The organism is Actinomycetaceae bacterium MB13-C1-2, from assembly GCA_035621235.1.
Lineage (GTDB): Bacteria > Actinomycetota > Actinomycetes > Actinomycetales > Actinomycetaceae > Scrofimicrobium.
The window spans coordinates 1,281,079-1,306,336 of record CP141731.1 but is presented as its reverse complement, the minus strand read 5'-3'; the positions used below and the strand labels follow the sequence as shown (position 1 = coordinate 1,306,336).

Sequence of the window (25,258 nt, the reverse complement as noted above, 5' to 3'; positions counted from 1 at the left end):
CTAGAAGATGACATGGTCCAATGCCCTCCCATACGCGACTACCTGACCCGTCGAAAGCACATTGGCATCGGCGATATCCCAGGTGTGCTCGGCCCTTGCACCACGCACCTGCATGAACTCGAATCGGCTTGAGCTAAAGATAGTTCCGCCCCCGTCAATGATTGCCTTGAGGAATCCAGTATCTTCCCCTCGTCCGACATCTGGGAATGGATGGGCTAACACTGCCTGCCGTTTCGCGACGATCGTTGGGCCGCTGACAAACGGTCGGTACTTATGTTCCCCTTCAGGAAAGCGCAGAACAGTCGCGCCGATGCGTTCCAAGTAGACATGATGCGCGGCCTTGCCAACGACATCCGCGTTCGAGTAGTCGAGCGCCGCCAGTTGCTCCGATAGGTAGTGTGGTCCGTAAAAGTCGTCGTCATCAATCTTGGCGACCACCTCGCCAGATGCTGCGCGGGCCAAGATATTGTAGAGTTCGCCTAGTTTCAGGTCCGAGTTTGCCTCAATCCACCTAACCGGTCCGAATTGTTCCTCTAGCTCTGTTTTTCGCTCAACGGACAGCTCAAATCCATGACACAGAACCAAGACCTCAAGATTGATGTCTGCCTGTACAGCCATTTGCCCAAGTACATGTTCCAACTGGTTAGGACGGTTGGTGGCTATCATCGCGCTCACAGTCGGGGCTCGGTAAGCCTTATCTTCCATTCCGATCTGAGTCAGCACATGATCGACTCGGTTGGTATAGGTATGACGTTTCCAAATCTCGCGCTGTGACAGGTGCGTCAGGTGGTCCCGCAACTGTTGAGATCTTAGTAGCCCCCGCGCCCAATCGTAAGCCTCATCTCGGTCGACAGCCTCTGGAATAGTGCCGTCTGGAAACGCGCTGCTGATCGCGGGAGTTGGGCAGGTAAGAACAGGTGTTCCACAGGCTGAAATCTCAAAAACTCGTCTGCCGCACATTGACTCACTGGTAGGAACCGAGTTTGCGTTCAGGAATATCCGATAGTACCGATAGGCCGTGAGCATCTGTGGGTAGCTCAACTCTCCTCGAACATACTTTTGATACAGATCGGGGAACTCATAGTTTGGATCAAGTCCCGCAAATCGGGAGTATATGTCGAGTTGTTCCTTCTGTTTGGTCACCGCACGCTCGGAGCCACTGAGCAAGAGGTCCATTTGCTCCTTGCGTTCGGGATACTTGTGCTTAAAGTAGGTGCCTGCGAACGCGACTCCACGGAGATTCTCAGGATCCCATCCCGGCGGACGAATCGGATTATGGATGGACTGCTGCGCCGCAAAAGGAAGCACCCCAATCCGGTCATGTCCCAGTTCACGTTGGTAATCAGTAACCGTCGCTTCCTCGGTTGTGAAGACCCAATCAAATAGTCGGGCCGTGTCCAAGAAATCCGCAAAGTGAACCGGGTCCTCTTTGTTCCAGAAAACGGAGGGGATTCCTGCAGTTCGGCAAGTATCAACCAAATCGGGTAACTCCGCGGCTTGTCCCTTTGCATCCGCAAGCCGATAGCGCCAGGTCCCATCAAAGCCATGCCATGCCGACTCCACGAATAGCAGGTCGATTCCCGTATCTAGATGACCTCTCCAGTTATCTGGAGTCAGATCGACTTGCTCCCATTCATATTGAAGCGCCATACGAGAAAAATCGTCGGCAATTACGCCTACGCGAATTCCGTGACGTGGATGCGATACGTTTGGAATCGCCCATTCCGGCCACTCCGTCTCGCTAACCCCGTGTGTGATCCGATACTGTCCTCTAAAGACACCGGTCACTCTAGAGGCACCGGTCGAAGCGTGGCGTCTACCCATGAACTTCTGCAGCTCGGAAAGGCCACCCTTTCGCAGGTGCCAGAAACCTTTGCGGAAGTCTTCGAGACTCCATCCGGACATTCAGTGGCACCTTCCCCTTGAATTGGGCCTAAACCTAAGTGATTCTATGCTTTACCCTGAATGCGCCGCAGGGACTGTGAGCAACCACCTGCCGCATTAATGCAACTCAGCGGAACGACGTGCGTAGGAGACAAGTACTTGGACCTGATGATCTATGGCAGTTGCGTCTCACGTGACATGGTCGAGGCGGTTAAGCCCAAGGGCATCAAACTCCTTAACTATGCGGCGCGCCAATCATGGTGCTCAGTTGGTAACAACGCTGATCAACCTCACTTAGCGGCACAAGAACTCCCATCCGCTTTCGAGACTCGCAACTACCAGGGGGATCTCCGTGGCGATGCTTTGCATCGCATCATAAGCACTGCAAGACGTCACCCAACGATGACGCTACTGATGGACCTCACCGACGAACGCGGAGGCTTTTTTCGCTGTACTGACGGAGGTGTGATCACCAACACGTACGACAGTCCGGCTGCGGATATCATTAGGTCCGCTCCCGGCAGCTGGCAACCGATCCCGTTCGGCTCGCTCGAGCACTTCTTATCTTTCGCAGACGCCGCTCAAGTCCTCAAAGATGGCCTAACAAAGGCTGACTTGTTCGGCCGCACGCTGTTGATTCAGAATCTTTGGGCTGAACGGACAGCCAAGGGGGAACCCACGGGAGTCAGTTTTGGATTGTCCGCATCCGAAGCGAATATCCAGTACGCGGAGTATTTTGAACTGCTCCGCGAAATGGGTTGGCAAGTAGTTTCTCCTGCGTCAAATACACCCGTTGCGGACCCTCAGCATAGGTGGGGTGAGGCCCCGTTCCACTACACGGATGAGTACTACCACACGCTTTGGCAAACACTCGAACCACGCTTACCTAACGTCCGTTAACATTGGGCTAACCGGCGTCACTCTTGCCTACATTGACGCCCAATAAGGCGCATGCGAATACTGATCATTGCTCAGCAGTGGGAACCCGAGGAGGGAACGCCCCAACGGCGTTGGGCACCACTCGTCGAAGGACTCATTGCTCGAGACCACATAGTCGACGTGGTTGCTCCGCCCCCGCATTACCCTGGCGGGACGTTGACCTCCAACGACCCGAAAGTGCAATCCGGTGCCGTTGCTGTTGGCCGCCACGGAGAGACTGTCTGGCGGTGCAACTTCTCGCCTCACGATCAGCGACTTCGCACCCGGATTGTCGACCAGGGGCATGTCATGCTCTCATCGATCCGCACGGGATTACGGTTGGTGAAGAGGTACCATCCTGATGTGGTTATCGCGACCGCTCCTCCACTGCCGGCTGCCTACGCAGCGGCCTGTGTGGGAAAGCTGGGAAAAACACCATACATAGTTGATCTGCGCGATGTCTGGCCCGACCTACTCAAGTACACAAAGGAATGGACCGTCGATCAGAAGCAGAAATCTCGATCGAGCGTAATCTATTCGTCGATGTTCTCAGTAGCGACCAGCTTCTTTACCCGCTTGACCAACAAAACTCTAGACGGCGCGGCCGGTATCGTCACGACTACCCCCTCGTTCGCCGAGCGTTTGAGAGATCGTGGATACAAGAACGTGGTCAATGTCAGAAACCTCGGCTCGGTTCTACCGCAGGCGGTGCCACCTCGAGTCTCTCATAATCCGGGCAGTCTCAAGGTCTTGTATCTGGGAACGACTGGCCGAGCCCAGGGACTATCAAATGTCATCAGTGCAGTACGGTTAGCGCAGGCCCAGGGAACCGACATCCAGATGCGAATCATTGGTTCAGGAGCATCCCTTGCGGGGCTTAAGGACAAGGCAGAAGGAACTGGTATCGAGTTCCTCGGGCGAATCCCACGGGCTGACGTGATGGAGCACTATGAGTGGACTGATACCAGTCTGGTCCACCTCCGAGACTGGGCTCCCCTGAAGTTCTGTGTCCCCTCAAAGTTCTATGAGGCGCTCAGTTCGGGTCGTCACGTTACCGTCGTGGCGAACGGAGAAGTGGAGCGAATAATCAACGAGACTGGAGCAGGCATGGCGGTTCCCGCCATGGATCCTCATGCTCTCGCTGACGCGTGGACCTTTTTGGCGAACAATCTGGGCCTGCTAGAAGTTGGGGATCGGGGAACCCGTTGGCTGGCGGAACGCGAGACCCCGGACGAGAACGCGAACAAGTTTGTCGACTTCGTTGAGCATGTGGCCAATGAGAGCGAATGATCTACTAAATCTTCTTCGGAGAGCGCCACTCACAGCGGATGTGATCCTCCGAATGCTTACTGAAGACCCTTTGCTCTTCATCGTCCAATCCTTCCGAAAGCTGCCGCCCAGATATCGCAAACAGGCCGCCAGACTTATTCCCGATCTTCAGTCCTCCCCGGGTCTGCGGGCCTTCAAAGCTCTCCTTCTAGATCATCGCCAACAAGCACTCGCGATTCTTGACGCCTCCATCTCTACCAAGCATGTCGGCCGCCTTGAATCAGAGCTTTTGTTGCAGCTCGGAGAACAACTCCCATCCATGGCAGATCAGCGGACTGAAGCACGCAGACTGTGGACGAATGGAGACGTTTCTGCCATCGATCCATCGAAGCTGAGTGGGCGGCTGTCCGAGCGTTTCCTGGGTGAGCAGACGATTCTAAGACCTGGTATGGGCATCCAGCTCAGGCCTTCATGTATCCAACCGCAAGTGGACGAGGAGGAATTATCGAACCGCACCGCCCGAGTCCTATATATCCTCACCAACTCCCTTCCCTGGACCCGTTCCGGATACACGTACCGCACACAGAGCATCCTCAAAGCCGTGCAAGACAACGGGGTTGAGGTTCTGGGCGTGACCCGACTGGGGTACCCGACGACCATCGGGGCGCTAACCGCGAGCGAACACGACACTGTTGATGGAATCCGCTATGAACGCCTACTACCGAGCCGGTGGCCCTCAAACCCCGCAAAGCGTCTGGCTATCCAAGCCGACGAAATAACTAAGATCGCCCAGACATTTCGCCCCGACGTGATTCATACGACCACGAACTACCAGAATGGACTGGTAGCTGACGCTGTCTCGCGAGCTACAGGCGTTCCCTGGGTCTACGAGATGCGCGGCAATATGGAACAGACCTGGGTCGCCCGGCAACCCGAAGCGTTCCAAGCTGAACGGAGCCGTTCCGAGTACTACACACTGATGCGCACCCGCGAAACCGAGATGGCTCAGCGGGCTAATGCCGTCATTGCGTTATCAAGCGTTCAGAAGGACGAGCTGATCAGCCGAGGTATCCGCGCCGACAAGATCACGGTCATTCCCAACTCCGTCGATGCAAGCGTTCTGGAAACTCAGGTTGATAGGCAAGCGGCCCGGAGCCGACTGGGCCTGAACACAGATCAAGAGAACCCTTTCTGGGTCGGAACAGTGACCTCGGTCGTGGATTACGAGGGTTTGCCCACGCTTCTTAACGCCGTCCGAATTCTGCGCAACCGCGGCCATGACGTTCGATGCGCCATCGTCGGTGACGGAGTTGCGCTTCCAGACCTCAAGCTGCGCGCAGCGGAGTTGGGCCTAGAACGGGAGAACGCGGTCGTGTTCGCCGGACGTGTACCCAAGCCAGAATCCTCCATCTGGTACCAGTCGCTCGATGTCTTTGTGATCCCGAGGATCGATACCATAGTCACTCGCAACGTTGCGCCACTCAAAGGTCTGGAAGCGATGGCTTTGGGAGTACCTGTTGTCACGTCGGATCTTCCCGTCCTCTGCGATAACATCACGGGAACAAACCAACCGAAGTTTGAGGCTGGCAACGCGGACGCGCTCGCCGAGCAAATCCACACTCTGATGACAAACAAAGACAGCTACGAGGCCGCGAGCACCAACGCGAAGCGAGAAGCAGAAGCCCGCACGTGGCAAACGAGCGCGAAGTCGCTACGCGCACTCTATTCAGGAATGACGAAGCCCAGCCCGCCGACGCGGTTCAGCTAGCCTTGCCAACTGGCACTATTAAAGCGTCAGCCAACCGATCAATCCTCGAGTTTGTTGAGTTAATCCGATGACCCAGCGACGTGACTTCAACACGAAGACTAGAAATATCTCCCCTGAGCTCATCACGCAAATCAGCGAAATTCTCACGAGTCTCGGTGCGCAAATCAGAAACCGCACCCTTGAACTCCACACGCAGACCGTCGATTCGTTCGTTCACGGTCCCGAACTCGCTCTTCATTTCAGTACGCAGGTTCCGCACCATCGCCCAGCTACTGCCAATGACTGTGATCATCACCGTTATCAGTCCGACCATAATGGTCACTGTCTCATACGACATCTGGATCATCCTCCCATTATTATCCAGCGGCCCAGGGATCACCAGCAATCTATGCGCCTCGCAATTCAACTGCGAACAAGCATGGACAGACATCGATGTTTCGTCTATCGACCTCTATTGAGTGTGTGGACAACTCGCACCAACTCCCGTCCACAAACGGAAGATCACCAAGAACCAAAAGTGAAACGGCAACATCAAATTGCAAGAAATGGTGATAAGAGTGCGAGCACACGAGATCCTCATAGAGCGGATCTGAGCCGTCCTCCGATATTCTGGACGTGTCTGTCCTCATGGTTGGAGTCGTCGAATTGTCTGAGAGAGCATCCCACTTGTCCCGAGGTTGGCGGCGCTTCGAAGGCGATTCCAGCGCTCCGAGCTCAGCGTCATCATCCCGGCCTTCAGCGCTGAAACAACAATTGAACGTGCAGTTCGTAGCGCGCTGAATCAGGAAGTCCCAACAATAGAAGTCATTGTCGTTGACGATGTGTCTGAGGACGAAACCCGCGCCGCCGTTTCAAACCTCGCCTCCCGTGACAGTCGCATAAAGCTGCTCTCCACCGACACCAACAGCGGCCCCGGCAAAGCCCGTAACATTGGGATCAATGCAGCACGAGGCAAATATCTGACCTTTATCGACGCTGACGATCGAGCACTTCCCCATACCTACCATCGGACGCTAGACACCCTAAAGACAACGGGCTCCCAGTTCATCAGCGGCGGCTACATTCGGGAGGGGACGGAGGAACCATACGACCAAGCATCACCCAGAGAGTTCAACAGCGAGAACGTAGATCAACAACCCTCGCAGTATTCCCCCAAATCCTTGAAGAACCGGTCATTTGGAACAAGATTTACGCCGCGAAGTTCTGGCGGGAGTCTGTCGGCTTTTTCCCGAAGACCGAAATTACGAGGACCAGCAACCGGCAATTCGCGCCGCCGTGGCTGCCAGCACTTTCGACGTAGTCGACTACGATGTCTACTCCTGGCGACTGCCTAAAGGGCCACGAAACAGATCTCAATCTAAGCAGACCATTCAGGATCTTGCGGACCGCGAGCGCGTCATAATTGCACTCCTTGAACTCGCAAAAAGGATGCCGCCAACCGCACAAGACCATCTTAGGAAGATAATTCTAGGCCGCGATCTTTGTATGTACCTCAAACAAGTTCTCTACACCACTGACGAGTACTGGAACGTCCTGCACGCGCTCACCAAGGAGTTGTACGACACCGCCGACCGGGCCGTCTTCCGAGACATTCCTTTCTCGGAGCGTCTGCTCTGTTACTTGGGTGCCAATGGTACGCGCGATGACGTCGAGACTCTTATCGCGGCGTCTGTAGAGTACGGACAGACTCCGCAATGAAGGAGAACCAAGAGCGTGTGGACCGCCCACCTTCCCAATGTCGACGAGTTTTCTATCGAACTTCCCGATTCCGTCCTTGAACGAAGAGGCAACGACTGGTTCATAGCCGCAAAACTCTGGTCCGCGCACTTCACTGACACCAACGCACTGGAAATCTCCGGTTATGCCTATATTCCGGACGTTCCATCATCCGAGTGGACCAGTTGAGAGATCCGTCTAGTTCACAAGGACGGCGAGCCACTCTGGTCCGCGCCGTTACGGCATACGAATAGTGAATGGGGCGACTTCGAGGCAAATGATTCGCAAACCTCATACTCTCAAAGCGGCTTTACGGCGACCATCCCACTCCCACTTGCCAAAGATGACGATCTAGAACTCGAAGTCACCATCACTGTAGACCGTGACCTGTGGAAGACACGGCTCGGTCATCCGACCAGCGAACCGACAAGACAGGCCGTCACGATTGAACATAGAAAGTCCGCCACCATCACTCGTCATAATGACAACCTTCAACTCCGCATCACAACGACGACGGATGAAACTCGGACAAACTCAGATACACGCAAGCTGTCGAGAATCCCGACAACGCTTGAGTCCGCGTCCATTGACGAGAACCTGGTTCTATTAGAGGGACGATTTCCTATAGGTTCATCGCAAGCACTCAGCGGCGTTGCACTCATCGGTTCTGGTGCCTAGACCCCTCTCCCGTTCAGGCCCCGTGATGACGGCGGATGGACAGCCAGTTTTGATCTCTCAGATCCGGCAGTCCCGTCTGCCGGGATCTTCCTCAAGTGCCAGCTATCCGACCGATACAGGACCAGAGACCACGACGGAACGATGGCGCGTTGGCGCGTTGGCGCGTTGGCGCGTTGGCGCGTTGGCGCAACATAATGCCACCGCTGACTTACACATCCGGACCACCGACCGTTTTGCGAGGTAAGGCACGCACCGCTACGGTCGCCCGCCTCCAGGGAAATTGCACCGGATTCACGCCTGGACCCCCTCTCTCGCTCAAAGAGCGATCGCGGTTTGGCCGACAACAAATAGTTGAAGCGGTCCAGGTTTTGTTCCGTTGTTTATGCTAGGGCTTTTGCTCTGGCGTGGGTGTTGTAATAGTTTGTTTCGTGTTCAGTTGGGCTCTGGTAGCCCAGGGCTTCGTGGAGCCGGTCATGGTTCCACCAGTGAACCCATTTCAGGGTCTCGAATTCGACCTCGGTCACGGATGGCCAAGCGGGCCTGGCATGGATGAGTTCGGCTTTGTAAAGACCATTGACCGTCTCGGCGAGGGCGTTATCATATGAGTCGCCGCCCGATCCCACCGAGGGGGGGTGATCCCGGCTTCTTCTAGGCGCTGCGAGTAGCGAATTGACACGTATTGACCAGGTTCAATCGGTTGATGCAACACCGGCTTGTTGGAGTAATAGTAGGTGCTCGTTGAAGGCCTCGGCTGGGGTTTTCCATCCGAGTGTTTTCCTTGGCCGGGTGTTGAGTGCGTGGGCGACGGCTTCAAGTTCCGTGGCCGACCATCGGGACAGGTCCGTGCCTTTGGGGAAATACTGTCGCAGCAGGCCGTTGGTGTTCTCGTTTGTGCCTCGCTGCCAGGGTGATTGTGGGTCGGCGAAGAACACGGGTATCCCGGTCTCAACTTTGAACTGGGCGTGTGCCGACATCTCCTTACCGCGATCCCAGGTCAACGAGCGTGCTAGTTCTGAAGGTAAAGTCGCCATCGCGTTCGCTAATGCGTTTTTCATGGTGTTTGCCCCGTAGCCAGCCAGGGCGGGCCCATTCTTGACGGCGCCCATGTGCCGCCAACCATCTTCGCGTGGCAGGTGGACTAGCATGGTGAACCTGGTTGTCCGCTCGACGACAGTACCGATCGCTGAGCGTTCCAACCCGATCAGTAGATCACCTTCCCAGTGTCCTGGAACGGCTCGGTCCTCTGCTTCTGCGGGTCTCTCACTGATCAGCGTCTCAGGAGTCACATGGGCCCAAGTTTTGCGTCTGGATCGCTCCCGCGGGGCGCGCAACGCGCGTCCGGTGCGTAAACACCACACCAGCTCGCGTTTGAGCGCGCCACGGCCCTGAATGTAAAGGGACTGGTAGATCGCTTCGTGGCTTATCCGCATGGACTCATCATCGGGGAAATCGACCTTGAGTCGGTTACTGATTTGCTCGGGACTCCAAGCATTCGACCATGCCCGGTGCTTACGGTGAGGTTTGTTGTTGCCGGTGAAACGTGGAGGTTCCGGGCCGCTGACCACCATGCCTGAAGGTGTTTTGATCTGGCCCGATAGGCGTTCTTCTACATAGGCGCGTAACCGCGGGTTAGCGACCAGTTTCGCGGTTTTAGGGCGTTTGGCTGCTAGATCAGCTTTCCACTGCGCAACAGATGCGCGGTACTCCAGTTTCCTACCCCGAGTGGCAGCGTTACGGCGCAGCTCTCGAGCTTGTCAAATAGTTTGTGTTTGGGGGTTAGTAAATGTGGGGGTTGACGCGGTCGGGGTAGGCGACTGCGAGTTGGGCTAGGGCTTGTTTCCAGTTGGTGGTTACATGTCCTTGGATTAGTCTTCCTGATGCTTTTCGGTCTTTACCTCTCTTTCCTTTATCTCGTTGTCTTTCGGCCGCTCTTTTGTCTTCGATGTTGCAGATCCCAAGCCATAGCAGTTTCACTGCCGCTTCATCGTTTGGGAACTGGCCGCGGTTCTTACTGATTTTGCGTAGCTGGTAGTTCAGTGACTCGATCGCGTTGGTCGTGTAAATGACGCGGCGTAGCTCTGGGGGGAACTCCAGGAACGGGGTGAACCGGTCCCACGCTGACTGCCAAGTACTCACCGTCGCGGGGTTCTTTGCCCCCAGATCGCTCTTCGCGAAAGCGCTGAGTGCTTCGGCCGCGGCGTCGGCATCAACGGCCGTGTAAATGGGTCTAAGCGCTGCGGAGACCTTTTTACGGTCTTGGTAGTTCACGAACCGCATCGAGGCGCGAATCAGGTGCACCACGCAGGTCTGGACTATGGTTTCAGGCCAGGTAGCTTCCACGGCTTCGGGCAGGCCGGTGAGCCCATCACAACAAACAATGAGGACATCGGCTACGCCGCGGTTACGCAGATTAGAGCACACCGAGGCCCAGAAACTAGCGCCTTCGTTGTTTTGAACCCAGATCCCCAGGACGTGTTTGACACCGTCCATGTCAACGCCAATGGCGATATGAGCGGCTTTAGAACGCACATGAGATCCATCCCTGACTTTCACGCGGATCGCGTCTAGATACATGACGGGGTAGAACTCATCCAGGGGCCGTTTTTGCCATTCCAGGACGGCCTCTAACACGGCGTCAGTGATGTTCGAGATCGTCTCGTGGGATAAGTCAGTGCCAATGGTCTGGCTCAGGTGCCACTGGATTTCCCTTATCGTCATTCCCCCCGCATAAAGGCTGATGATCATGTCATCTAGGCCTCCCAGACGCCGCGATCCTTTCGGGACCAGGCGCGGGGTGAAAGAACCATCCCGGTCCCTTGGTATCGAGACCTCAATCGGGCCTACCTCGGTGGCAACTGACTTAGGGTATGAGCCATTCCTTGAGTTCGCAGCCCCTACGGCTTCCTTAGATTCCCGATCGCCCGCAGCGTAACCCAAATGCGAGGTCATCTCCGCTTCTAAACCGCGTTCCAAAGCAGTCTTGATCAGTGCGGGAATGAGACCGCCATCGCCTGTTAGTTCCACTTCACCGCTATCAATGCGGGCAAACAAATCAGCCAGAGCCCCAGAATCCTCAAGCTCTTTCGCTAAACGATTTGTTGCCTCACTGTTCTTATCAATCAAATCGATCTCGTCCAAATCAATCGTTCGTGTATCCAACGCCAGCACAGCCTTTCAGATCAAGCCATACACAAACAATCTGACAGGCTCCAGCTCTCTGGAGATCGTCCCCGGGTCACGACCAACGGTGCGGGCTATCTGACGCACCCCCTGTCCTTGAGCCCGCAACAAAGCGATTTCCTCGCGTTCGACAAAAGACAAATAGCGCCCTGTCGGGGTGAACTTCACGTCAAATGGTGGCATACCCCCAGCATTGTGGAACCACCGCTGACCCACCGCAGACGCCACGCCAACCTGCCCTGCGGCCTCGGCAGGAAGCATCCCCTTGGCGATCTGCAACCAGAACGCGGCCTCGACATGCCGCTGGAACTTCGGATGACCAGGGGAACGTAGCTTCGGGCGGACCGCCCGATCCGCAGCCTGCTGACGACGAACCATAAAACACCTCCAAATCGAGGTGTTGCGACGACCAATTGAATCCACCCTGGCTGCCTCGGTCGCTGTGATGGACTAGGCCTTGAAGGGCTTGGTCTTTCGCGGCGATCAACGCGTGTTCCAACGCCTCTAAGGGGAGGTCTTCGGTTCGCATTGTTGACCTGGTGGACCAGCCCACGATCTTGCGGGAAAACACGTCAGCGACGAATGCTGTGTAACAAAACCCCGAAGTTGTTCTCACATACGTAATGTCTGCCACCCAGAGCTGGTTTGGGCCAGATGCGGTGAAGTTACGATCCACCAAGTCCAAACGCTCATCAACCGTCTTCGCAGGGCAGGTGGTGATGGGTTTACGGCCCCGCCGAACCCCGTGGAGTCCGGCTTTACGCATGAGTCGGGCCGTTTGTTCCCGGCCGATCATCCATCCCTCACGCGTCATGGCTTTCCACATTTTACGTTTACCGTAGACCCCGTAGTTGCGGGCGTGAATCTCCCACAACACTGGAATCAGTTCACGATCACGTACCCCGCGGTCACTGACGGGACGGGTCTTAGCGGCCCGGTACCCTCTGGCAGTGATGAACCCACCCAATGTTGCTCTAAGAACGCGGCAGATAACCTCGACCCCGAACTGATCCCGATACGCGTCAACGTAAGCGATCATTTCGTCGTAGGGCGGCCTGGTTCCGCTGCGAAGAAAGCCGAGGTGCGCTCAACCCGTTAGCGCGCCGCAACTCGCTGTTCTCACGCCGAAGTTTGCGGATTTCAGCGGATTCCTCAGTGGAAACCCCCGGGCGCTTACCGGCGTCAACTTGATCTTGGTTGACCCACCGACGTAGCGTCTCGTTAGCAACCCCAAGACGCGGGGCGACTTCCTTTATCACTGCTAAAGGTGACACTGCCTTGTCATCGTTGAGCCGGTCTAAAACCATGCGCACCGCACGATCCCGAAACGACTGTGGATACTTCTGCGGCATAATCCCATCCTCTCAAAAAGGACGGAACCAAACCCGGACCAGTTCACTACGTACACTAGACCCTATCAATCCCCATAGATAGATTCCGACGTACTCTAAATAAGCATTGCGTACGATGAAAACGGGCTTGTCGATTTGTTTCAGCCAGACTTATCAGCGACATGATCACCTATAAGCCATAGCAAAGTAGAGAAGTCGACGGCTTCTTTGCCCTCAGGCCAAAATACTCAAATCGCGCGCTGTGCGAGGACCTCCGCGTAACGACCGACAAGAGCACTTCTTAGCTGATCCACTTGCACTTCCGTGAGTAGCCCACGACGAACCGCTACAAGAAAGTCCTGGAAGTATTGATCGAATATCTTACCCCTGTCGATTCGGGCAGCACCTCTTCCCACAGTTGCATTTGCTCCGTGGATTCTATAGTCCACCGAGACCGCCCCCCCTTTATAAAGCCCCCCAGCATCAAACATCGAAGCACCATTGTGGAGTCAATCGTCTGGGCGTCATCCATAAGAGGCCCGAAGAAGTCCATGACGGAGCGCCTATAGGCGCGGGCCGGGCCACCCGTCAACAGGTTCCCCTTAGCCTTCCAATCAGACAGTATCCAGCGCTCCGGAGATCTCAAGAAAGGTGATCCCACGGGGCGACTCTCAGCATCAACCTTCTGGAAACCGAGACCAACGCCCATCCCATCAGGAGCGTCTTCAAATGCAGCCACCATCCGCTTAACGTAGTCGGGATCAGCGATGTCATCACCGTCCATTCCGACGACGATACTGCCGGAGGTCATATTCATCACTTGGTTGAAGTTCGCGCACATCCCTAGATTGGATCCATTTCTATGCACAGATACTGAGTGCGGTCCCGAATATGCCCTAACCTCGTCAGATGCGCGGCAAAATGTCCTGTCCCTAGAGTGGTCGTCGGAGATGACCACTTCCAGTGGCGAATACGTCTGCTTCAGCGCGGAACGTACGGCTTCACCTATGTAATTCTCCTGGTTGTAACAGACCAGAAACAGGCTGACCTTCTCTTTGCTCACCAGTTCCCCTATCCAGAGTCATCATCCAAATCCCGAACCCCAGCACCCCTGAACAGTTCCCTATGACCAGTAGGCACCGACACGCTCACGTACAAGAACATCCGAACTATTTCTGCACTGCAAAATCAACGAATTCAAAGCCGATATTCGCCTACTGTAGCGCATCCTGACGCAAAGGGACGTGGGGCCGACGATATTGATGACAAGTGGCAGAACTGCCGGACTTGCACAATACCAAGTCAAACATAGGCGATGACTTGGTAAATGAAAGCACACGGGAAGCAACATCATCTTCCATGATTCAGTACATCAGTCGATCTGTCGCAAGCCTTACTACCTTGAGCGGGTAGCGCACCTAATCCAGAACGATGCGTGAGTCTTGAAACGAAGGTGGGTGCTTCGATCAAACTTGGCGGCACATCACCCGATGCCAGAGATCCACACGGTTGCATCTGGAACAGCGATCATATCGCATGGATCGCCTCCGTCAAGGCGCCCCTCATTCGCCATAAGGATCGAAAGCGAGCCATCCAGATTGGAGTAAAAATAATCTCCGTGAGTCGGACGCTCCCCTTCTAGTTTGCACCCAATAGGTTGGTAACAATGGAGACCGCGTATAGGGAAAACTATTCACGCTACTCCCAAAACGTGTCAACTGACCGTGACGCTGGCCGGACCGGCAGTGCATCCCGGAGTGCATCGAGGTCAGTTTTCAGCTCAGGCAACGTTGCTCTCTTTGCCACCTCTTGGAATGACACGGTAGATAACTCTGACTCGCGCACAGTCACTGATGCCACTGCGGCCCGATCAAGACAAGTGAAGAAATCCTCAAACTTGAAGTCCACCCCCGTCAACGGGAGATCATCGACCCTCAGCCACACCCATGGGACTTCGTACGCTTGCGCTAGCACAATTCCGTGGAGAGACGACGAGACGACGGCTGTCGCTCCGGAGATTTGAGACGCACAGGTGAAAACATCGTTCCGAACATCCACAACGTTACCGTTAGCGCTCGGATTGCTCTCGACTCGTTGCCGGTGTATGTAATGCGGCACGACGACTGAGCGACCGGAGGAATGTTGCGCTCGCGGCATGATGTCTGGCAACAGAAGACCTGGATCCCCGATAATTTCGGGCACGTGCCAGCCAATCTTACTAGTAACCTCTTCCATAGTAAGCACACCACGAACAGCGTGGATCTTGACCTCCGCACCGAGCTTTCGTTTCGCTAAAGCCTCCTCCTGGGTCAAAGGTCGAATCAAACCACTGCCCCATACATCAACATTTGGACTCTTGAACCATCCAAGAATAGATCCTACAGACCACAGGACCCTGTCGGGGGATAAACCTACTCTGTTCTGCAATACGGGCTGTCTCCCGGTCATACCATATATCAAGTGCGGACCAATCCAGTCCCCAAAATTTAGGAGACCAGAAGACCAATACATTGGGACAGTGGTGTCGGGTGAGTAGTTCCCTGATTCTTCTTGGTGACGAAATCTTCTAGTTAACTCGATGGCTCTACACGTCTCAAGCATCAGATCGCCTTCGGTCACCGACAGAGCAGTATACGCGATCTCTCTACCCTCGGAACTGACGACCATTAGTCGTGTGCAAAAGCCCAGAACATCGTGAATCCAACGAACAGCAACCGGATTAAAACCGACCACGCCCACCGCAAATTGGGATTCCAACGGCTCAACCCGGATGCCGACAGTTGATCCAAGAATCGGCAGCGACACGTCAAGTACCTCGTTCCGTAAGCTGATTCGAGTTAGTAATCCGCTCATATGAGCCGATACCGCGAGTTCACTTGCTAGCTGTCGAAGAGAGCCTTCTACCGTCATGATTTCAGAGACTACTACACTGGCCGACGTAAAATATGTTATCTATACAAACGCTCTAAACCGACAAGAGTCGTCAACTCACCAAACGATCTCTTATGGAGGAAACTGCATCAATCCTGACACCCGAACTGATGAGTATGACAAGTAAATGCCATCAAACTTAGCTCAGTTGGCGGAACTCACGAATCCACGACAGTTAACGTTACTCCGCCGGCAGCGCTCTCTATTGCATAGACTCGATCATCAGCTTCAGAAATACCAGACAGTATTTCGACGGACCCCGAATCGAGGATGTTGTGTCCTCGCTCGTCCGTTACCTGGACTGAGTATGTGTCGTCAACAAGTTCACCCAGGTCAATGGGTTCGCTATCAGGACCGGTGAAAGCCGAATACTCTTGATCCGAAAGTGCGAACAATCCTGGGACGGTGTTTAGGACGCGCCGGAGAAGCGGCCGAAGCATTATTTCGAGTTGTTGACCGTGTTCTGCGCCGTTGAGAAGTACTCTGTGCGATCTCGACTTCCAACCGCACCCCGGAGCCGTCTGTCTTATATCGAATCCGTGAATTACCAGCGCACCCTTACTCAACGACAGCCTGACCATGCTTACGCATTCAATGTCGTAAGTTCCTGCTTGATCTACGAGCCAGCCTGCATATGGGGGGTTGTGACCGCCTCCCAAAGTGGCATTGAGGTACTCGCGCACGCTGCCTCCTCCCGACAGGGAGGAAAGCGCTCCCGCAAAAGAGAGATACAGAATCCGGTATCCTCCGGGAACATCAGATAGCACCTGTGAACTAGAATAGTAGGCAACTGGGACCGCGTTGTTTTGCATCGTCGACGTCGCGGGAATAAGAAACGTTGTGTCGGGACGAAGTTCTTGTCGGTTTGCCACCTCAAGGACCATACGCGCCTCAATGTTCCCTGAACTAAGCTCTCCAGGAAACGAGGTAGGAGCGTCTGGAGCAGCGACAAAAATGACAGAGCTCCCCGGGTTCTTCTTGTGAATCTCAGCGGCTTCGCTCCAATAATCGGGAAATGCGATGATCAGCGTCTGGTTTGATGCACACCCTAAACGCCTCAAGAGTTGTGAAACATCTGCAGCCGACGGGGAGTCAGCTATGTCTTCGATGCCCACAATCCAGCCCATGGTTGAGTCGAACAAATCTTTTCTCTCACCTCGAGGCATACCGACGAGCACCAGAGCAGACGAGAGAGCAAACCTCGGAACCCTGGTTTGGATCCCCAAGGAGCTAAACCACTCTTGATTCGAGTGAACAGCACCAGACAAAGAACAGCCAAAGAACTGCGGATCAAACGGCACTTCAACTTCCATAGTAAATTCGCTCCTGTATGCCATCTATTAGCCCTCTGTCCCCAACTCGTCGCAACAGCGCCGCGAGATTAAAGTGCCCGTTTACTAGTTCGCTGCTAGGTAGCTCTGATATATGCCGCGGCGTCCATGAGTTGTGGAGCATTACGATGCCACCGCTGTTTGCGCATATCTCGTTGAGGGCTGATTCATCCACAGATTCCTTGAACCAAAATTCAATGTACTTCTCACGTCGCTCAGCGCCACGATTCTTCGCGAATCGAGTCTCCGGTGTCGCGAGATAGTCATTCACGTCATAGCATCGAGAATACTGAGCCAATTCTATGTTCTTGACCAGAGGATCGAGAATCTCGTTGCCCACGTAGGCCCAGCCAGTGTCGTTCTCATAACACGGGACCCGCTCGAAAAGTTGCTCCACCCACTTCGTCACGATGGTGCCACCCGGTGGCGAAGAAAGAACTGCTATGTGGGGCGCATTTGTCGAGCTGTATCCGAAATAGGAAAAACAGTCCTCCGTGGGCTGAACATCAATAAAGTGTGTCGATGATTTGTTCACCAATACTGTGTCGCTGTCCAGGAACACGCCCCCGTATCGGAAAAGGTATGCGGCGGAGACAATATCAGACTGTTTTGCGAAGCCGTAGCGGCGAAAGCTATGCATGTCGATTACGTCGCCGAGATAACGAGTAACGTTTGATTGGTTCAGAAAAAGTATGTCGTCGAGGTTCACATACTTTGTCCATGAACTGATGCACCACGCAATGTAAGCAGGAGGCTTGGCGCCCTCCCAATAGCAACAGAAGCGCTTCATCATGCCCCCTCCTATATCCGGGATGATCTGAATCTCACCCACGCACTGTACATAGTAGGCCGTTTGGACTCCACCCCGATTTTCAAGCCAAGATCGTCTTACACTTCCACGACATTTCAGAGAAAACCAACTATGAAGCCCCGAAGCTGATCACGGAATTTGGGTTCAAAGCAATCTGCCACGTATCAGCCAAGTTTTCAGAAACAAAGCAGATGAGTGCCGCCAAGCCAGTGACCCTCACACCCTGTGTAGTCCCACTTAGCCTGGTTCCCAAGCTCATGTCGAGGACTCAATCACCACGCCCATTCCAGATTCGAGCCATGCCCCGCACCTCTATATCTATGTCGTATTGCTCGATTCCAAGATCCAATGTGCCACGCGCTCCGACGCCCGGCCATCGTCCGCCGGTGAGAAGCGCTCGATCCAATTATCGATCCGAGAGGACTGGATCGGCGCCCCTATGACGTCCCAGTACTGGAGCACGTCGATAAGTTCCTCATTTGATCGAACTACTGGACCAGGCACCCAATCCTCGTACTCCAAGTACATGCCTCTATTCGTACCCGAATATTCATCTATGTCCGGAGAGAAGAAAATCATTGGCTTGCGCAGAATTGCGAAGTCGAACATTGTTGACGAGTAGTCCGTCACGAGCGCATCGGCCGCCAGGTACAGTTCTGACACCTCCGGGTAGGAAGTCACATCAATCACACCCGACGGTAGCTCAGGCCTTCCGGAGCTAGCAACGTGGTGAGACCTAAACAAGATGCGTCCGTTCTCGGGCAAATTGCTCAGGACAAGCTCAAAATCGAAGAAATCCGCGTTCTTTACTTGGCCATCTTTGTCTCGAAGGTTATCGCGCCAAGTCGGCATATAGAGAATTACGAAGTCGTCACTCGATAGCCCCAACGCACTTCGTGTCTCGTCTCTCTTCGCCCCTTGCCTTTGGTCCACGAGGAGATCGTTACGCGGATAGCCTAGAACGCGTACATCACCCTCATAGCCAAATGCCTGCTGGAAACGATTAGCCGAGTAAGGGTTCTGCGCGAGTAGACCGTCCCACTGTGGGATCTCTCTTTGCATTAGGTCCCAATAATCGAGCATCCGTGACTCGGGCCTCATATCTCGCAGTAAGCGCTTAAGCGGAGTGCCGTGCCACAACTGAACATAACGCTGTCCGGGACGTTTTGAAAAGAACCAAGGTAAGTTGTTGTTGGTAACGATATATTTCGAGGTCGTCAATGCCCGATACCACTCCTCAGAGTAGGGCACCAAACGTTCGACGTAGTTCGGAAGTGCAGGAACTGAGCTACTCGCACTGACCAAAAGCCTCAAGTCCGGGCGAAGGAAATGAATTTGCTCAGCGACTGGCGCAACATTGTCGCCAAAGCTCTTACCATTAAAACATTCGAAGAAAACCTGATTTTCGGCGATCGGTAGCGGCTGAGTAAACAACTGCTGTAGCTGATGCTGATTGTATCGACCCCTCTCATCTAGGACTAGCCGAGACGAGAAGGTCACCGAAGTCATACCTGTATCGGTCTTCATAATCGAAATTCGACTACATGGCGCAAACACTTCAATCTCGGGCCGTTCGCTTACGTCGAGACCGAACTCGATGTAATATGCGTCCTTCATGTAACGTTGCCAGCTGGCCATCCAACGCAGAGTGTAGCGACCAGCAGGCACGGTGCCCGAACTCACCAGAGGGAACGACGCTTCCCAAAACTCCGCGTTAGGTCCGCTACGCCTGACCATGACTGGTTGGATCACATCACCGTTACCTGATACCAACAGGATCTTTGGCGTAAGACCCTCGATTCGCGGGGCGAAACCGCTAAACTTCAGCATGTCACCATCGTCAACCAACGCGGCACTAGTTACAACACACCGCCATCGTGTCTGACCGAAGCTTGCATATCCGAATCCCGAAGCTTTCAGTCCCATCAATCCGTTTCCAGTGGAATAACCCGAGTGGTGGAGGTCGTTTCCGGAGAGAGCGAGTCGCGTTACCCTGCCAGTCGTGTCCTCCGAGAAGATTCCCCAGATAACTTCCTGTCTAAGTGCCAATGATGATGGCAGTTCCACGCCTATAACGTGGAACGTATCGGTATCGCCCTCTCGTCGTACCAACGGACCCTCAGGAAGTAATGCCGCCGCAGGCGCATTCTCTGGGACAAGTGCCAAATTAACGATGGGATCTCTATAAGAACTCGCCTTCACAGTCAAGACATCATTGGCGGCCTTCAAGACTCTCACAGATGCATACGTCTGTTCCGGATGCAACATCAACTTCCCATTCCTGAACAAGACAAGCCATCTACGACCAGAGTCAGTCAACTCCCCGAAGCCGGGCACCCCAGAACGCGCGGTGTACCTAACCGATTGTCGAAGCCTAGATCCGAATGCAGCACATTCGACCTCAAGGACGAACTCAACGGGATCCAAAGCTTCAAGGAGCCGTGCATCCAAGTTCAGCGTGATTGTCTGTTCCCCGTGATCAACCAAGGCATCGGAAGACAGTACACTTGACCACGAGTTCCTCTGAACAGTCCATTCAGGAACAGTCACCCTATCGTCAGTACTCGTGAGCGACACTGAAACGTCAAGACCAGAGAGATCGTGCACGCCATGCAGGCCGATATCTATACTCAGTCGCACGCTACCATCAACACAGTACTCCGACTCCACAACGACGGGTTCGTACTTAAAATCCTGCTCCCGGAACGTCACAGTTTCTTCTTCAGGGATGAACGAAAGTAGCTCAAGCACCGGAGAGTCGATAAAGTGGCCGTGATCCGTGGACAAAATCTCGTACCCATAGTCACCGTATCGATCTCGGTGGAGCAGTATTGACTCCAAGTCTTCACGCGGGCTATCGCTCACACGGGACACTTCGAGCACGAGCCTAAAGAAAAACGGCAGCTCTGCTATGGTTTGCGTTGACATGTCATCGGCTACCATCGCGTAGACTCGGGTTAGTTCTTGCAGGAAGTCTTCATTGGCTTTCGGGAGAGCTATAAGGAAGTAGTACAAGTCGTCCTGCACAAGCTTGCTAAGCCAATACTGGAACACGTCCGGCCCGGCCTGCATGTAAACCGAAGCGATCTGATCGATAAAGAAAGTCCGATCAAACAGGTCTTCCACCACGTGCTTGCGTTGGGTGAGGGAACTAGCCGGACGAATGCGCCACGTGTAAACGATTTCGTCCATAAGGTCAAAAGCACTCGCCTCCGCAAACGCAAGCGCCGTTGGAAGCTGGTCTTCATAGTTTCTACCTTCAGGAATTGGTCCTACTTTTTCGTTCCAGAAGTCTCGTTTAAAAACTTTCGACCAGAGAAAGGGATTTTTCATGGCACCGGGAACGTCTACCAGTGACACGGAATCCCGCCGCTCCGGGTTTGATTCCGAGACGCTCCTAGGCTGAAAGTACTTGTCACCGTCCAATCTGCGATATGCCCCCGAAACAAAATCTGACCCGGTTTCCTCGAGGCGCTCAATCATGGAGGCATAGGCTCCTTGAGGGACGATGTCATCTGCGTCGCAGAATCCCAAGTACTTTCCTTTGGCAACCGCAATACCAAGGTTTCGGGCAACCCCATTCCCAAAGTGATCTGAGCAAATTACTTTGATCCGAGCATCGCGAGTTTGCAGATCAATAACACGCTCACGCGTCCCATCCCTAGACCCATCATCGATGATTATTAGTTCGAGCTCAACTCCTTCCTGACTGAGCACCGAATCCACCGCTTCATCTATGTACTCTCGTACGTCGAATGTCGGCATTACTACTGTAAGAGACGGCGTGGCGCGAGCGCTCGACTGAGTTTCACTCACGTGAGGTTCAGTCACGGCCACCTCAGACCGACTGGTCGATTGTTTGGACCTGTATTGAGGGAGACCAAGAGCCATTCTGAGCCGAGGCGAGTCGACAATTCTTCCAAGCCCAACGCATCGCATTGCCTTCGCAACTTTCGTCTTCGCGCTCATCAGTTTTTCTGATCTTTCTTCTCATAAAACTCTTGGTTTTGAGTGAACGCTTGGTTCTCTCATCGCTGATAACCGGGACTCATAATCACCTCACGGTGATTGCAACGTCCTTTGCCTGATCGATAATCGCCGCCACCGCCAGCACATCCTCGTCCGACAGCTTGTATGAAACCTTGTCCGACCCCTTGACCCGTGATGCTAGTTCAACCAGCTCGTAGCGTTGTCCATGCCCCTCATAAGGAACATAAAAGCGTCGGTTTCGATATTCGTTCTCAAAACGAGTCTCAAACCGGTCGGTTGTCCACCAGGGAGCAGGCACGTACATGTGGCCGTCGGTCGCGGACACTCGAAGATCGTCCTCTGCCGTCACGCCGATGCCAACACTCACGGAAGCGAGTGCGTCCCTATAGGTGAGGTCGATGCGGGCGAACTGCTCAACCTCCGCCCCTTCCGGCTTCAGGATATGGCACTCAACATCTACGTAGCTCGTACCCAGCAGCTTTATCACTGCCAGAAGCGGGTACGTCGCAAGTTCGTTGATGGCTCCACCATACGGAGATCTCTGTGCGCGTCCGCCGCGCATTAGCCGGGTCGAAACAGCCTGGACAGAACGGATCTTCCCGATTGATCCACTCCTAGCATAAGCCACCATACGGAGGAACCCCGGGCTATATGCGGTTCGGACAGCCTCCACAAGCGAGACCCCGTTTTTTTCCGCAAGGCCCAAAAGCATTTTGGTCTCTTTAGCAGTGAGAGCTAGCGGCGGCTCCGCCAGAACGTGTCGGCCTGATTCCAAAGCTTGACGAATGAGTGAGGCTCGCTCGACAAGGGGCGTGGAAACGTACACGGCGCCGACGTTTTCTAACAAGCTCTCGTAGCTCGTCGAGACGTGCTCTAGCTCCTTGGTTAAGGCTAGTCTTTCGGCCCTCTTTAGCTTTGGTGACCAGACCGACTCAACGGAGACACCAGATACGTATCGAGCTTCTTCAATGAGGGTCTTGGCATTTCGCCCCGCACCGGCCAGCCCGATCTGGAGGATACCTGAGGAGTCATTTCTGAGTTGCGTACTAGAGATGCCGCGAGTTCGCTCCAGATAGACAACGTCGCAGTAGTCACGAAGGTACTCGAACTTCCCCAGCCAGTCGGAGCCAATCGCAAAGACGTCAACACCCCACTTCTCAATATCATGAATCTTTTGACCGTCATACTCCTCAACAATGATCTGGTCGACAAGTCCTGTGCGTTGCACGTTGGCTATACGTTCCGGTAACTCCTGGGAAACGTTCAGTTTGCCACGTGAACGATCATACTCATCACTGGTAACCCCAACGATGAGTCGATTCCCTAGTTCGCGAGCTCGCTCAAGAAGACGACGGTGCCCCTCGTGAAACAGATCGTATGTGCCGTAAGTAATAACGGTGCGTGTCATCGGTACGAGTAGCCTCCGTCGATTCGAACTACCTCTCCATTGAGGTAGGTATTATCGATTAGTGTCAGGTAAATCTGGGCAATTTCTTCGGGCTCCGCGAAACGACCCAGAGCAATCTTGGAGTTGATGCTATCGCGAATCTCAGTTGGTTTGGACTTCTGCCACTCGGTATCCACGAAACCCGGGGCAACAGCATTGACGCGGATCAAGCGCGGACTTAGGAACTTGACGAGATTCTTTACTAGCGCGTGCGTTGCGGCCTTTGTAACTCCGTAGGAGAGTGACATCGAATGGGGGTCCATCCCTAGCATCGAGCCGGTAAAAACCACTGCACCTCCACGATTGATTCTCGGCAGGAGACGCTGCAGCAAGAACGTGGGGTATGTCAGATTCGCCCTTAGTACTCGTTCCCAGTCATCAAGTTTGAGGTCCTCGAAGCTTCCCCGAGATGTGAGGCCAGCATTAAGAACTACCGCGTCGAGGCTGGCGTTCTCATCGTTGAAGTGATTTACGATCTTGTCGATGGAAGCAATGTCAGCTACATCCGCACAGATTGCTTTGACGGAGGCGAGCGGGAACTCGACCCCGAGGCTTCTTTTCACTTGAGCGGCACGTTCCGAGTCAGCACCATAGGTCAAGACCACGTTGAAGTCCGCTGCCAGAAGTACCCTGGCAACAGCAAGACCAAGCCCTTTGGTGCCTCCTGTAATCAGCGCAAGCCTTCGATCATTCATTAGCCTGCGACTCCCTACCTACCGATTCTGACAACTCCCAGAACCCTGCAGTATCAATCACTATCTGAGAACCTTTGCTGTCGTTCGTAGCACCAACGAATGCGTCATGGGCAACCAACAAGACCACGACATCCCCTTGGTCCATAGCTTGATCAGGTTGCACGAGCGAAGCGTTCCTACTTCCTCGCAGTGCATCCGGCAACCGCGCAATATTGGGCTCGCAAATCAGAAACTCTGTATCGGGGTTGTTCCCTATTAGTCGTTCTGCTATCTCCAAAGCAGGTGACTGGCGAAGGTCATCGATATTCGGCTTGAACGCCAGGCCGAGTAGCGCCACCTTCGCATCGGGACCTGCATCTTTCATTGCCTTCTCTACCGAATCAATTACCCAGTCAGGTTTTGAGTCATTCACTTCGCGGGCCGTGCGAATCAGATTTGAGTTCTCAGGGTCCGAAGAGACGATAAACCACGGATCCACCGCAATGCAGTGTCCGCCGACTCCCGGTCCGGGCTGAAGAATATTGACGCGAGGATGCTTGTTGGCGAGTTCGATCAGTTCCCACACATTTATGTCGAGGTCATCAGCAATCAGGGAAAGTTCATTGGCGAAAGCAATGTTCACGTCGCGAAAAGCATTCTCAGCGAGCTTTGACATTTCGGCCGTGCGGGCATCGGTAATGCTTAACTCGCCCTCGCAAAATGTAGAGTACACCTGGCGCGCAAATTCTGCTGCTTCTGGAGTAGTACCACCAATGATGCGATCATTAGCAGTCATCTCGACCATTATGCGTCCAGGGAGAACTCGCTCTGGTGCGTGCGCGAAATAAACAACGGGACGATCCTCCGAGCCGTCCATAGAAAGATCTGTCCGAGCGTCCAGAATTCGTTGAGCCATGCGTTCGGTGGTTCCGGGAGGAGACGTGGATTCAAGAACAACCAGTTCACCACCCCTAAGCACTCCCGCAATCTCGTCTGCCGCAGCTTCTATATAAGACAGATCCGCCTCGTGATCGTCTTTGAATGGCGTGGGAACAGAAACGATAAAGATATCGGATGGCGGAGTTGCTGTCTGGGCAACGAGATGGCCAGACGAGGTAACAGTCCGCAGGACCTCTTCTAGCCCTTCCTCAACGAATGGAAGCTCTCCAGTATTCACCATCTCAACGGTTCGATCGGAAACGTCTACTCCTGTGACTAGCCAGCCATTGTTTGCAAACACAACCGCAGTAGGTAGACCAATGTAGCCGAGGCCGACAACCGTTATGCGACCACCGTCGGCGACTTGGACGCCGTTCTCGATACTCGACAT

The 25,258-nt window shown here is 54.1% G+C and carries 19 protein-coding genes and 3 pseudogenes; 5 read left to right on the top strand and 17 right to left on the bottom strand.

Annotated features, from left to right (window positions below):
* The gene (locus tag U6G28_05745; GenBank protein ID WRS29041.1) at nucleotides 1–1,905 is read right to left on the bottom strand and encodes a glycosyltransferase; all 1,905 of its coding nucleotides are present in this window, start codon (nucleotides 1,903–1,905) and stop codon (nucleotides 1–3) included.
* A 147-nt stretch (nucleotides 1,906–2,052) separates the two neighbouring features.
* On the opposite strand from U6G28_05745, the gene U6G28_05740 reads away from it, so the two are divergent.
* From U6G28_05740 to U6G28_05730, 3 genes are read left to right on the top strand one after another with little or no spacing between them, the layout of a single operon-like run.
* Nucleotides 2,053–2,784, top strand: coding sequence for a DUF6270 domain-containing protein (locus U6G28_05740; protein ID WRS31204.1), 732 nt, complete (start codon nucleotides 2,053–2,055; stop codon nucleotides 2,782–2,784).
* Between the two features lie 51 nt (nucleotides 2,785–2,835).
* The gene (locus tag U6G28_05735) at nucleotides 2,836–4,092 is read left to right on the top strand and encodes a glycosyltransferase family 4 protein (GenBank protein WRS29040.1); all 1,257 of its coding nucleotides are present in this window, start codon (nucleotides 2,836–2,838) and stop codon (nucleotides 4,090–4,092) included.
* Nucleotides 4,079–5,839 (top strand): glycosyltransferase family 4 protein, encoded by a 1,761-nt coding sequence (locus tag U6G28_05730; protein ID WRS29039.1) that lies wholly within the window; start codon nucleotides 4,079–4,081, stop codon nucleotides 5,837–5,839. The genes U6G28_05735 and U6G28_05730 overlap by 14 nt, the downstream gene beginning before the upstream one ends.
* Here the strand turns inward: U6G28_05730 and U6G28_05725 are convergent.
* Nucleotides 5,832–6,176 carry a hypothetical protein gene (locus tag U6G28_05725; protein WRS29038.1) on the bottom strand — a complete coding sequence of 115 codons (345 nt, stop codon included), beginning with the start codon at nucleotides 6,174–6,176 and terminating at the stop codon, nucleotides 5,832–5,834. The genes U6G28_05730 and U6G28_05725 overlap by 8 nt on opposite strands.
* A 514-nt stretch (nucleotides 6,177–6,690) precedes the next feature.
* Nucleotides 6,691–6,837, bottom strand: coding sequence for a hypothetical protein (locus tag U6G28_05720; GenBank protein WRS29037.1), 147 nt, complete (start codon nucleotides 6,835–6,837; stop codon nucleotides 6,691–6,693).
* A 178-nt stretch (nucleotides 6,838–7,015) separates the two neighbouring features.
* Here U6G28_05720 and U6G28_05715 point away from each other — a divergent pair, with 178 nt between their 5' ends.
* Both U6G28_05715 and U6G28_05710 read left to right on the top strand, forming a co-directional pair.
* Entirely contained in the window at nucleotides 7,016–7,537 is a 522-nt protein-coding gene (locus U6G28_05715; GenBank protein ID WRS29036.1) for a hypothetical protein, read from the top strand.
* A gap of 15 nt (nucleotides 7,538–7,552) precedes the next feature.
* Nucleotides 7,553–7,744, top strand: coding sequence for a hypothetical protein (locus tag U6G28_05710; GenBank protein WRS29035.1), 192 nt, complete (start codon nucleotides 7,553–7,555; stop codon nucleotides 7,742–7,744).
* Between the two features lie 162 nt (nucleotides 7,745–7,906).
* Here the strand turns inward: U6G28_05710 and U6G28_05705 are convergent, their stop codons facing one another.
* The 14 genes and pseudogenes from U6G28_05705 to wecC all read right to left on the bottom strand — a co-directional run bounded on the left by U6G28_05705 (nucleotide 7,907) and on the right by wecC (nucleotide 25,258).
* Nucleotides 7,907–8,035, bottom strand: coding sequence for a hypothetical protein (locus tag U6G28_05705; GenBank protein WRS29034.1), 129 nt, complete (start codon nucleotides 8,033–8,035; stop codon nucleotides 7,907–7,909).
* A 578-nt stretch (nucleotides 8,036–8,613) separates the two neighbouring features.
* Nucleotides 8,614–8,915: pseudogene (locus tag U6G28_05700) on the bottom strand (integrase core domain-containing protein).
* A gap of 7 nt (nucleotides 8,916–8,922) precedes the next feature.
* Nucleotides 8,923–9,984: pseudogene (locus U6G28_05695) on the bottom strand (IS30 family transposase).
* A gap of 25 nt (nucleotides 9,985–10,009) precedes the next feature.
* Nucleotides 10,010–11,362, bottom strand: coding sequence for an IS256 family transposase (locus tag U6G28_05690; protein ID WRS31203.1), 1,353 nt, complete (start codon nucleotides 11,360–11,362; stop codon nucleotides 10,010–10,012).
* Between the two features lie 81 nt (nucleotides 11,363–11,443).
* Nucleotides 11,444–11,791: pseudogene (locus tag U6G28_05685) on the bottom strand (helix-turn-helix domain-containing protein).
* 644 nt (nucleotides 11,792–12,435) lie between these two features.
* A complete protein-coding gene (locus U6G28_05680) occupies nucleotides 12,436–12,765 on the bottom strand; it encodes a transposase (protein ID WRS29033.1) in 330 nt (109 codons plus the stop codon).
* Nucleotides 12,766–13,090: 325 nt separating this feature from the next.
* Nucleotides 13,091–13,807, bottom strand: a complete 717-nt coding sequence (locus U6G28_05675) for a glycosyltransferase family 2 protein (GenBank protein ID WRS29032.1) — start codon at nucleotides 13,805–13,807, stop codon at nucleotides 13,091–13,093.
* A gap of 635 nt (nucleotides 13,808–14,442) precedes the next feature.
* Nucleotides 14,443–15,654: a polysaccharide pyruvyl transferase family protein gene (locus U6G28_05670; GenBank protein WRS29031.1), complete on the bottom strand. Its 1,212-nt coding sequence runs from the start codon at nucleotides 15,652–15,654 to the stop codon at nucleotides 14,443–14,445.
* Between the two features lie 179 nt (nucleotides 15,655–15,833).
* A complete protein-coding gene (locus U6G28_05665; protein ID WRS29030.1) occupies nucleotides 15,834–16,988 on the bottom strand; it encodes a hypothetical protein in 1,155 nt (384 codons plus the stop codon).
* Complete coding sequence (locus U6G28_05660; protein ID WRS31167.1) at nucleotides 16,978–17,838, bottom strand: capsular polysaccharide synthesis protein; 861 nt, start codon at nucleotides 17,836–17,838, stop codon at nucleotides 16,978–16,980. The genes U6G28_05665 and U6G28_05660 overlap by 11 nt, the downstream gene beginning before the upstream one ends.
* A 297-nt stretch (nucleotides 17,839–18,135) precedes the next feature.
* Nucleotides 18,136–21,633, bottom strand: coding sequence for a CDP-glycerol glycerophosphotransferase family protein (locus U6G28_05655; protein ID WRS31166.1), 3,498 nt, complete (start codon nucleotides 21,631–21,633; stop codon nucleotides 18,136–18,138).
* Between the two features lie 238 nt (nucleotides 21,634–21,871).
* A complete protein-coding gene (locus U6G28_05650; protein WRS31165.1) occupies nucleotides 21,872–23,215 on the bottom strand; it encodes a Gfo/Idh/MocA family oxidoreductase in 1,344 nt (447 codons plus the stop codon).
* Nucleotides 23,212–23,949, bottom strand: coding sequence for an SDR family oxidoreductase (locus U6G28_05645; protein ID WRS31164.1), 738 nt, complete (start codon nucleotides 23,947–23,949; stop codon nucleotides 23,212–23,214). The genes U6G28_05650 and U6G28_05645 overlap by 4 nt, the downstream gene beginning before the upstream one ends.
* On the bottom strand, nucleotides 23,942–25,258 hold the full coding sequence (gene wecC / locus U6G28_05640; protein ID WRS31163.1) for a UDP-N-acetyl-D-mannosamine dehydrogenase: 1,317 nt from the start codon (nucleotides 25,256–25,258) through the stop codon (nucleotides 23,942–23,944). The genes U6G28_05645 and wecC overlap by 8 nt, the downstream gene beginning before the upstream one ends.

Bases quoted from the DNA above. Each gene is read 5' to 3' on its own strand.
- U6G28_05665 (WRS29030.1), bottom strand. From the start codon at position 16,988: ATGGAAGTTGAAGTGCCGTTTGATCCGCAGTTCTTTGGCTGTTCTTTG.
- U6G28_05680 (WRS29033.1), bottom strand. From the start codon at position 12,765: ATGCCGCAGAAGTATCCACAGTCGTTTCGGGATCGTGCGGTGCGCATG.
- U6G28_05735 (WRS29040.1), top strand. From the start codon at position 2,836: ATGCGAATACTGATCATTGCTCAGCAGTGGGAACCCGAGGAGGGAACG.
- U6G28_05670 (WRS29031.1), bottom strand. From the start codon at position 15,654: ATGACGGTAGAAGGCTCTCTTCGACAGCTAGCAAGTGAACTCGCGGTA.
- U6G28_05740 (WRS31204.1), top strand. From the start codon at position 2,053: ATGATCTATGGCAGTTGCGTCTCACGTGACATGGTCGAGGCGGTTAAG.
- U6G28_05725 (WRS29038.1), bottom strand. From the start codon at position 6,176: ATGTCGTATGAGACAGTGACCATTATGGTCGGACTGATAACGGTGATG.
- U6G28_05650 (WRS31165.1), bottom strand. From the start codon at position 23,215: ATGACACGCACCGTTATTACTTACGGCACATACGATCTGTTTCACGAG.
- U6G28_05645 (WRS31164.1), bottom strand. From the start codon at position 23,949: ATGAATGATCGAAGGCTTGCGCTGATTACAGGAGGCACCAAAGGGCTT.
- wecC (WRS31163.1), bottom strand. From the start codon at position 25,258: ATGTCGAGTATCGAGAACGGCGTCCAAGTCGCCGACGGTGGTCGCATA.
- U6G28_05745 (WRS29041.1), bottom strand. From the start codon at position 1,905: ATGTCCGGATGGAGTCTCGAAGACTTCCGCAAAGGTTTCTGGCACCTG.
- U6G28_05705 (WRS29034.1), bottom strand. From the start codon at position 8,035: ATGACGAGTGATGGTGGCGGACTTTCTATGTTCAATCGTGACGGCCTG.
- U6G28_05730 (WRS29039.1), top strand. From the start codon at position 4,079: ATGAGAGCGAATGATCTACTAAATCTTCTTCGGAGAGCGCCACTCACA.
- U6G28_05720 (WRS29037.1), bottom strand. From the start codon at position 6,837: ATGGGGAAGTGCTCGATCGTCAGCGTCGATAAAGGTCAGATATTTGCC.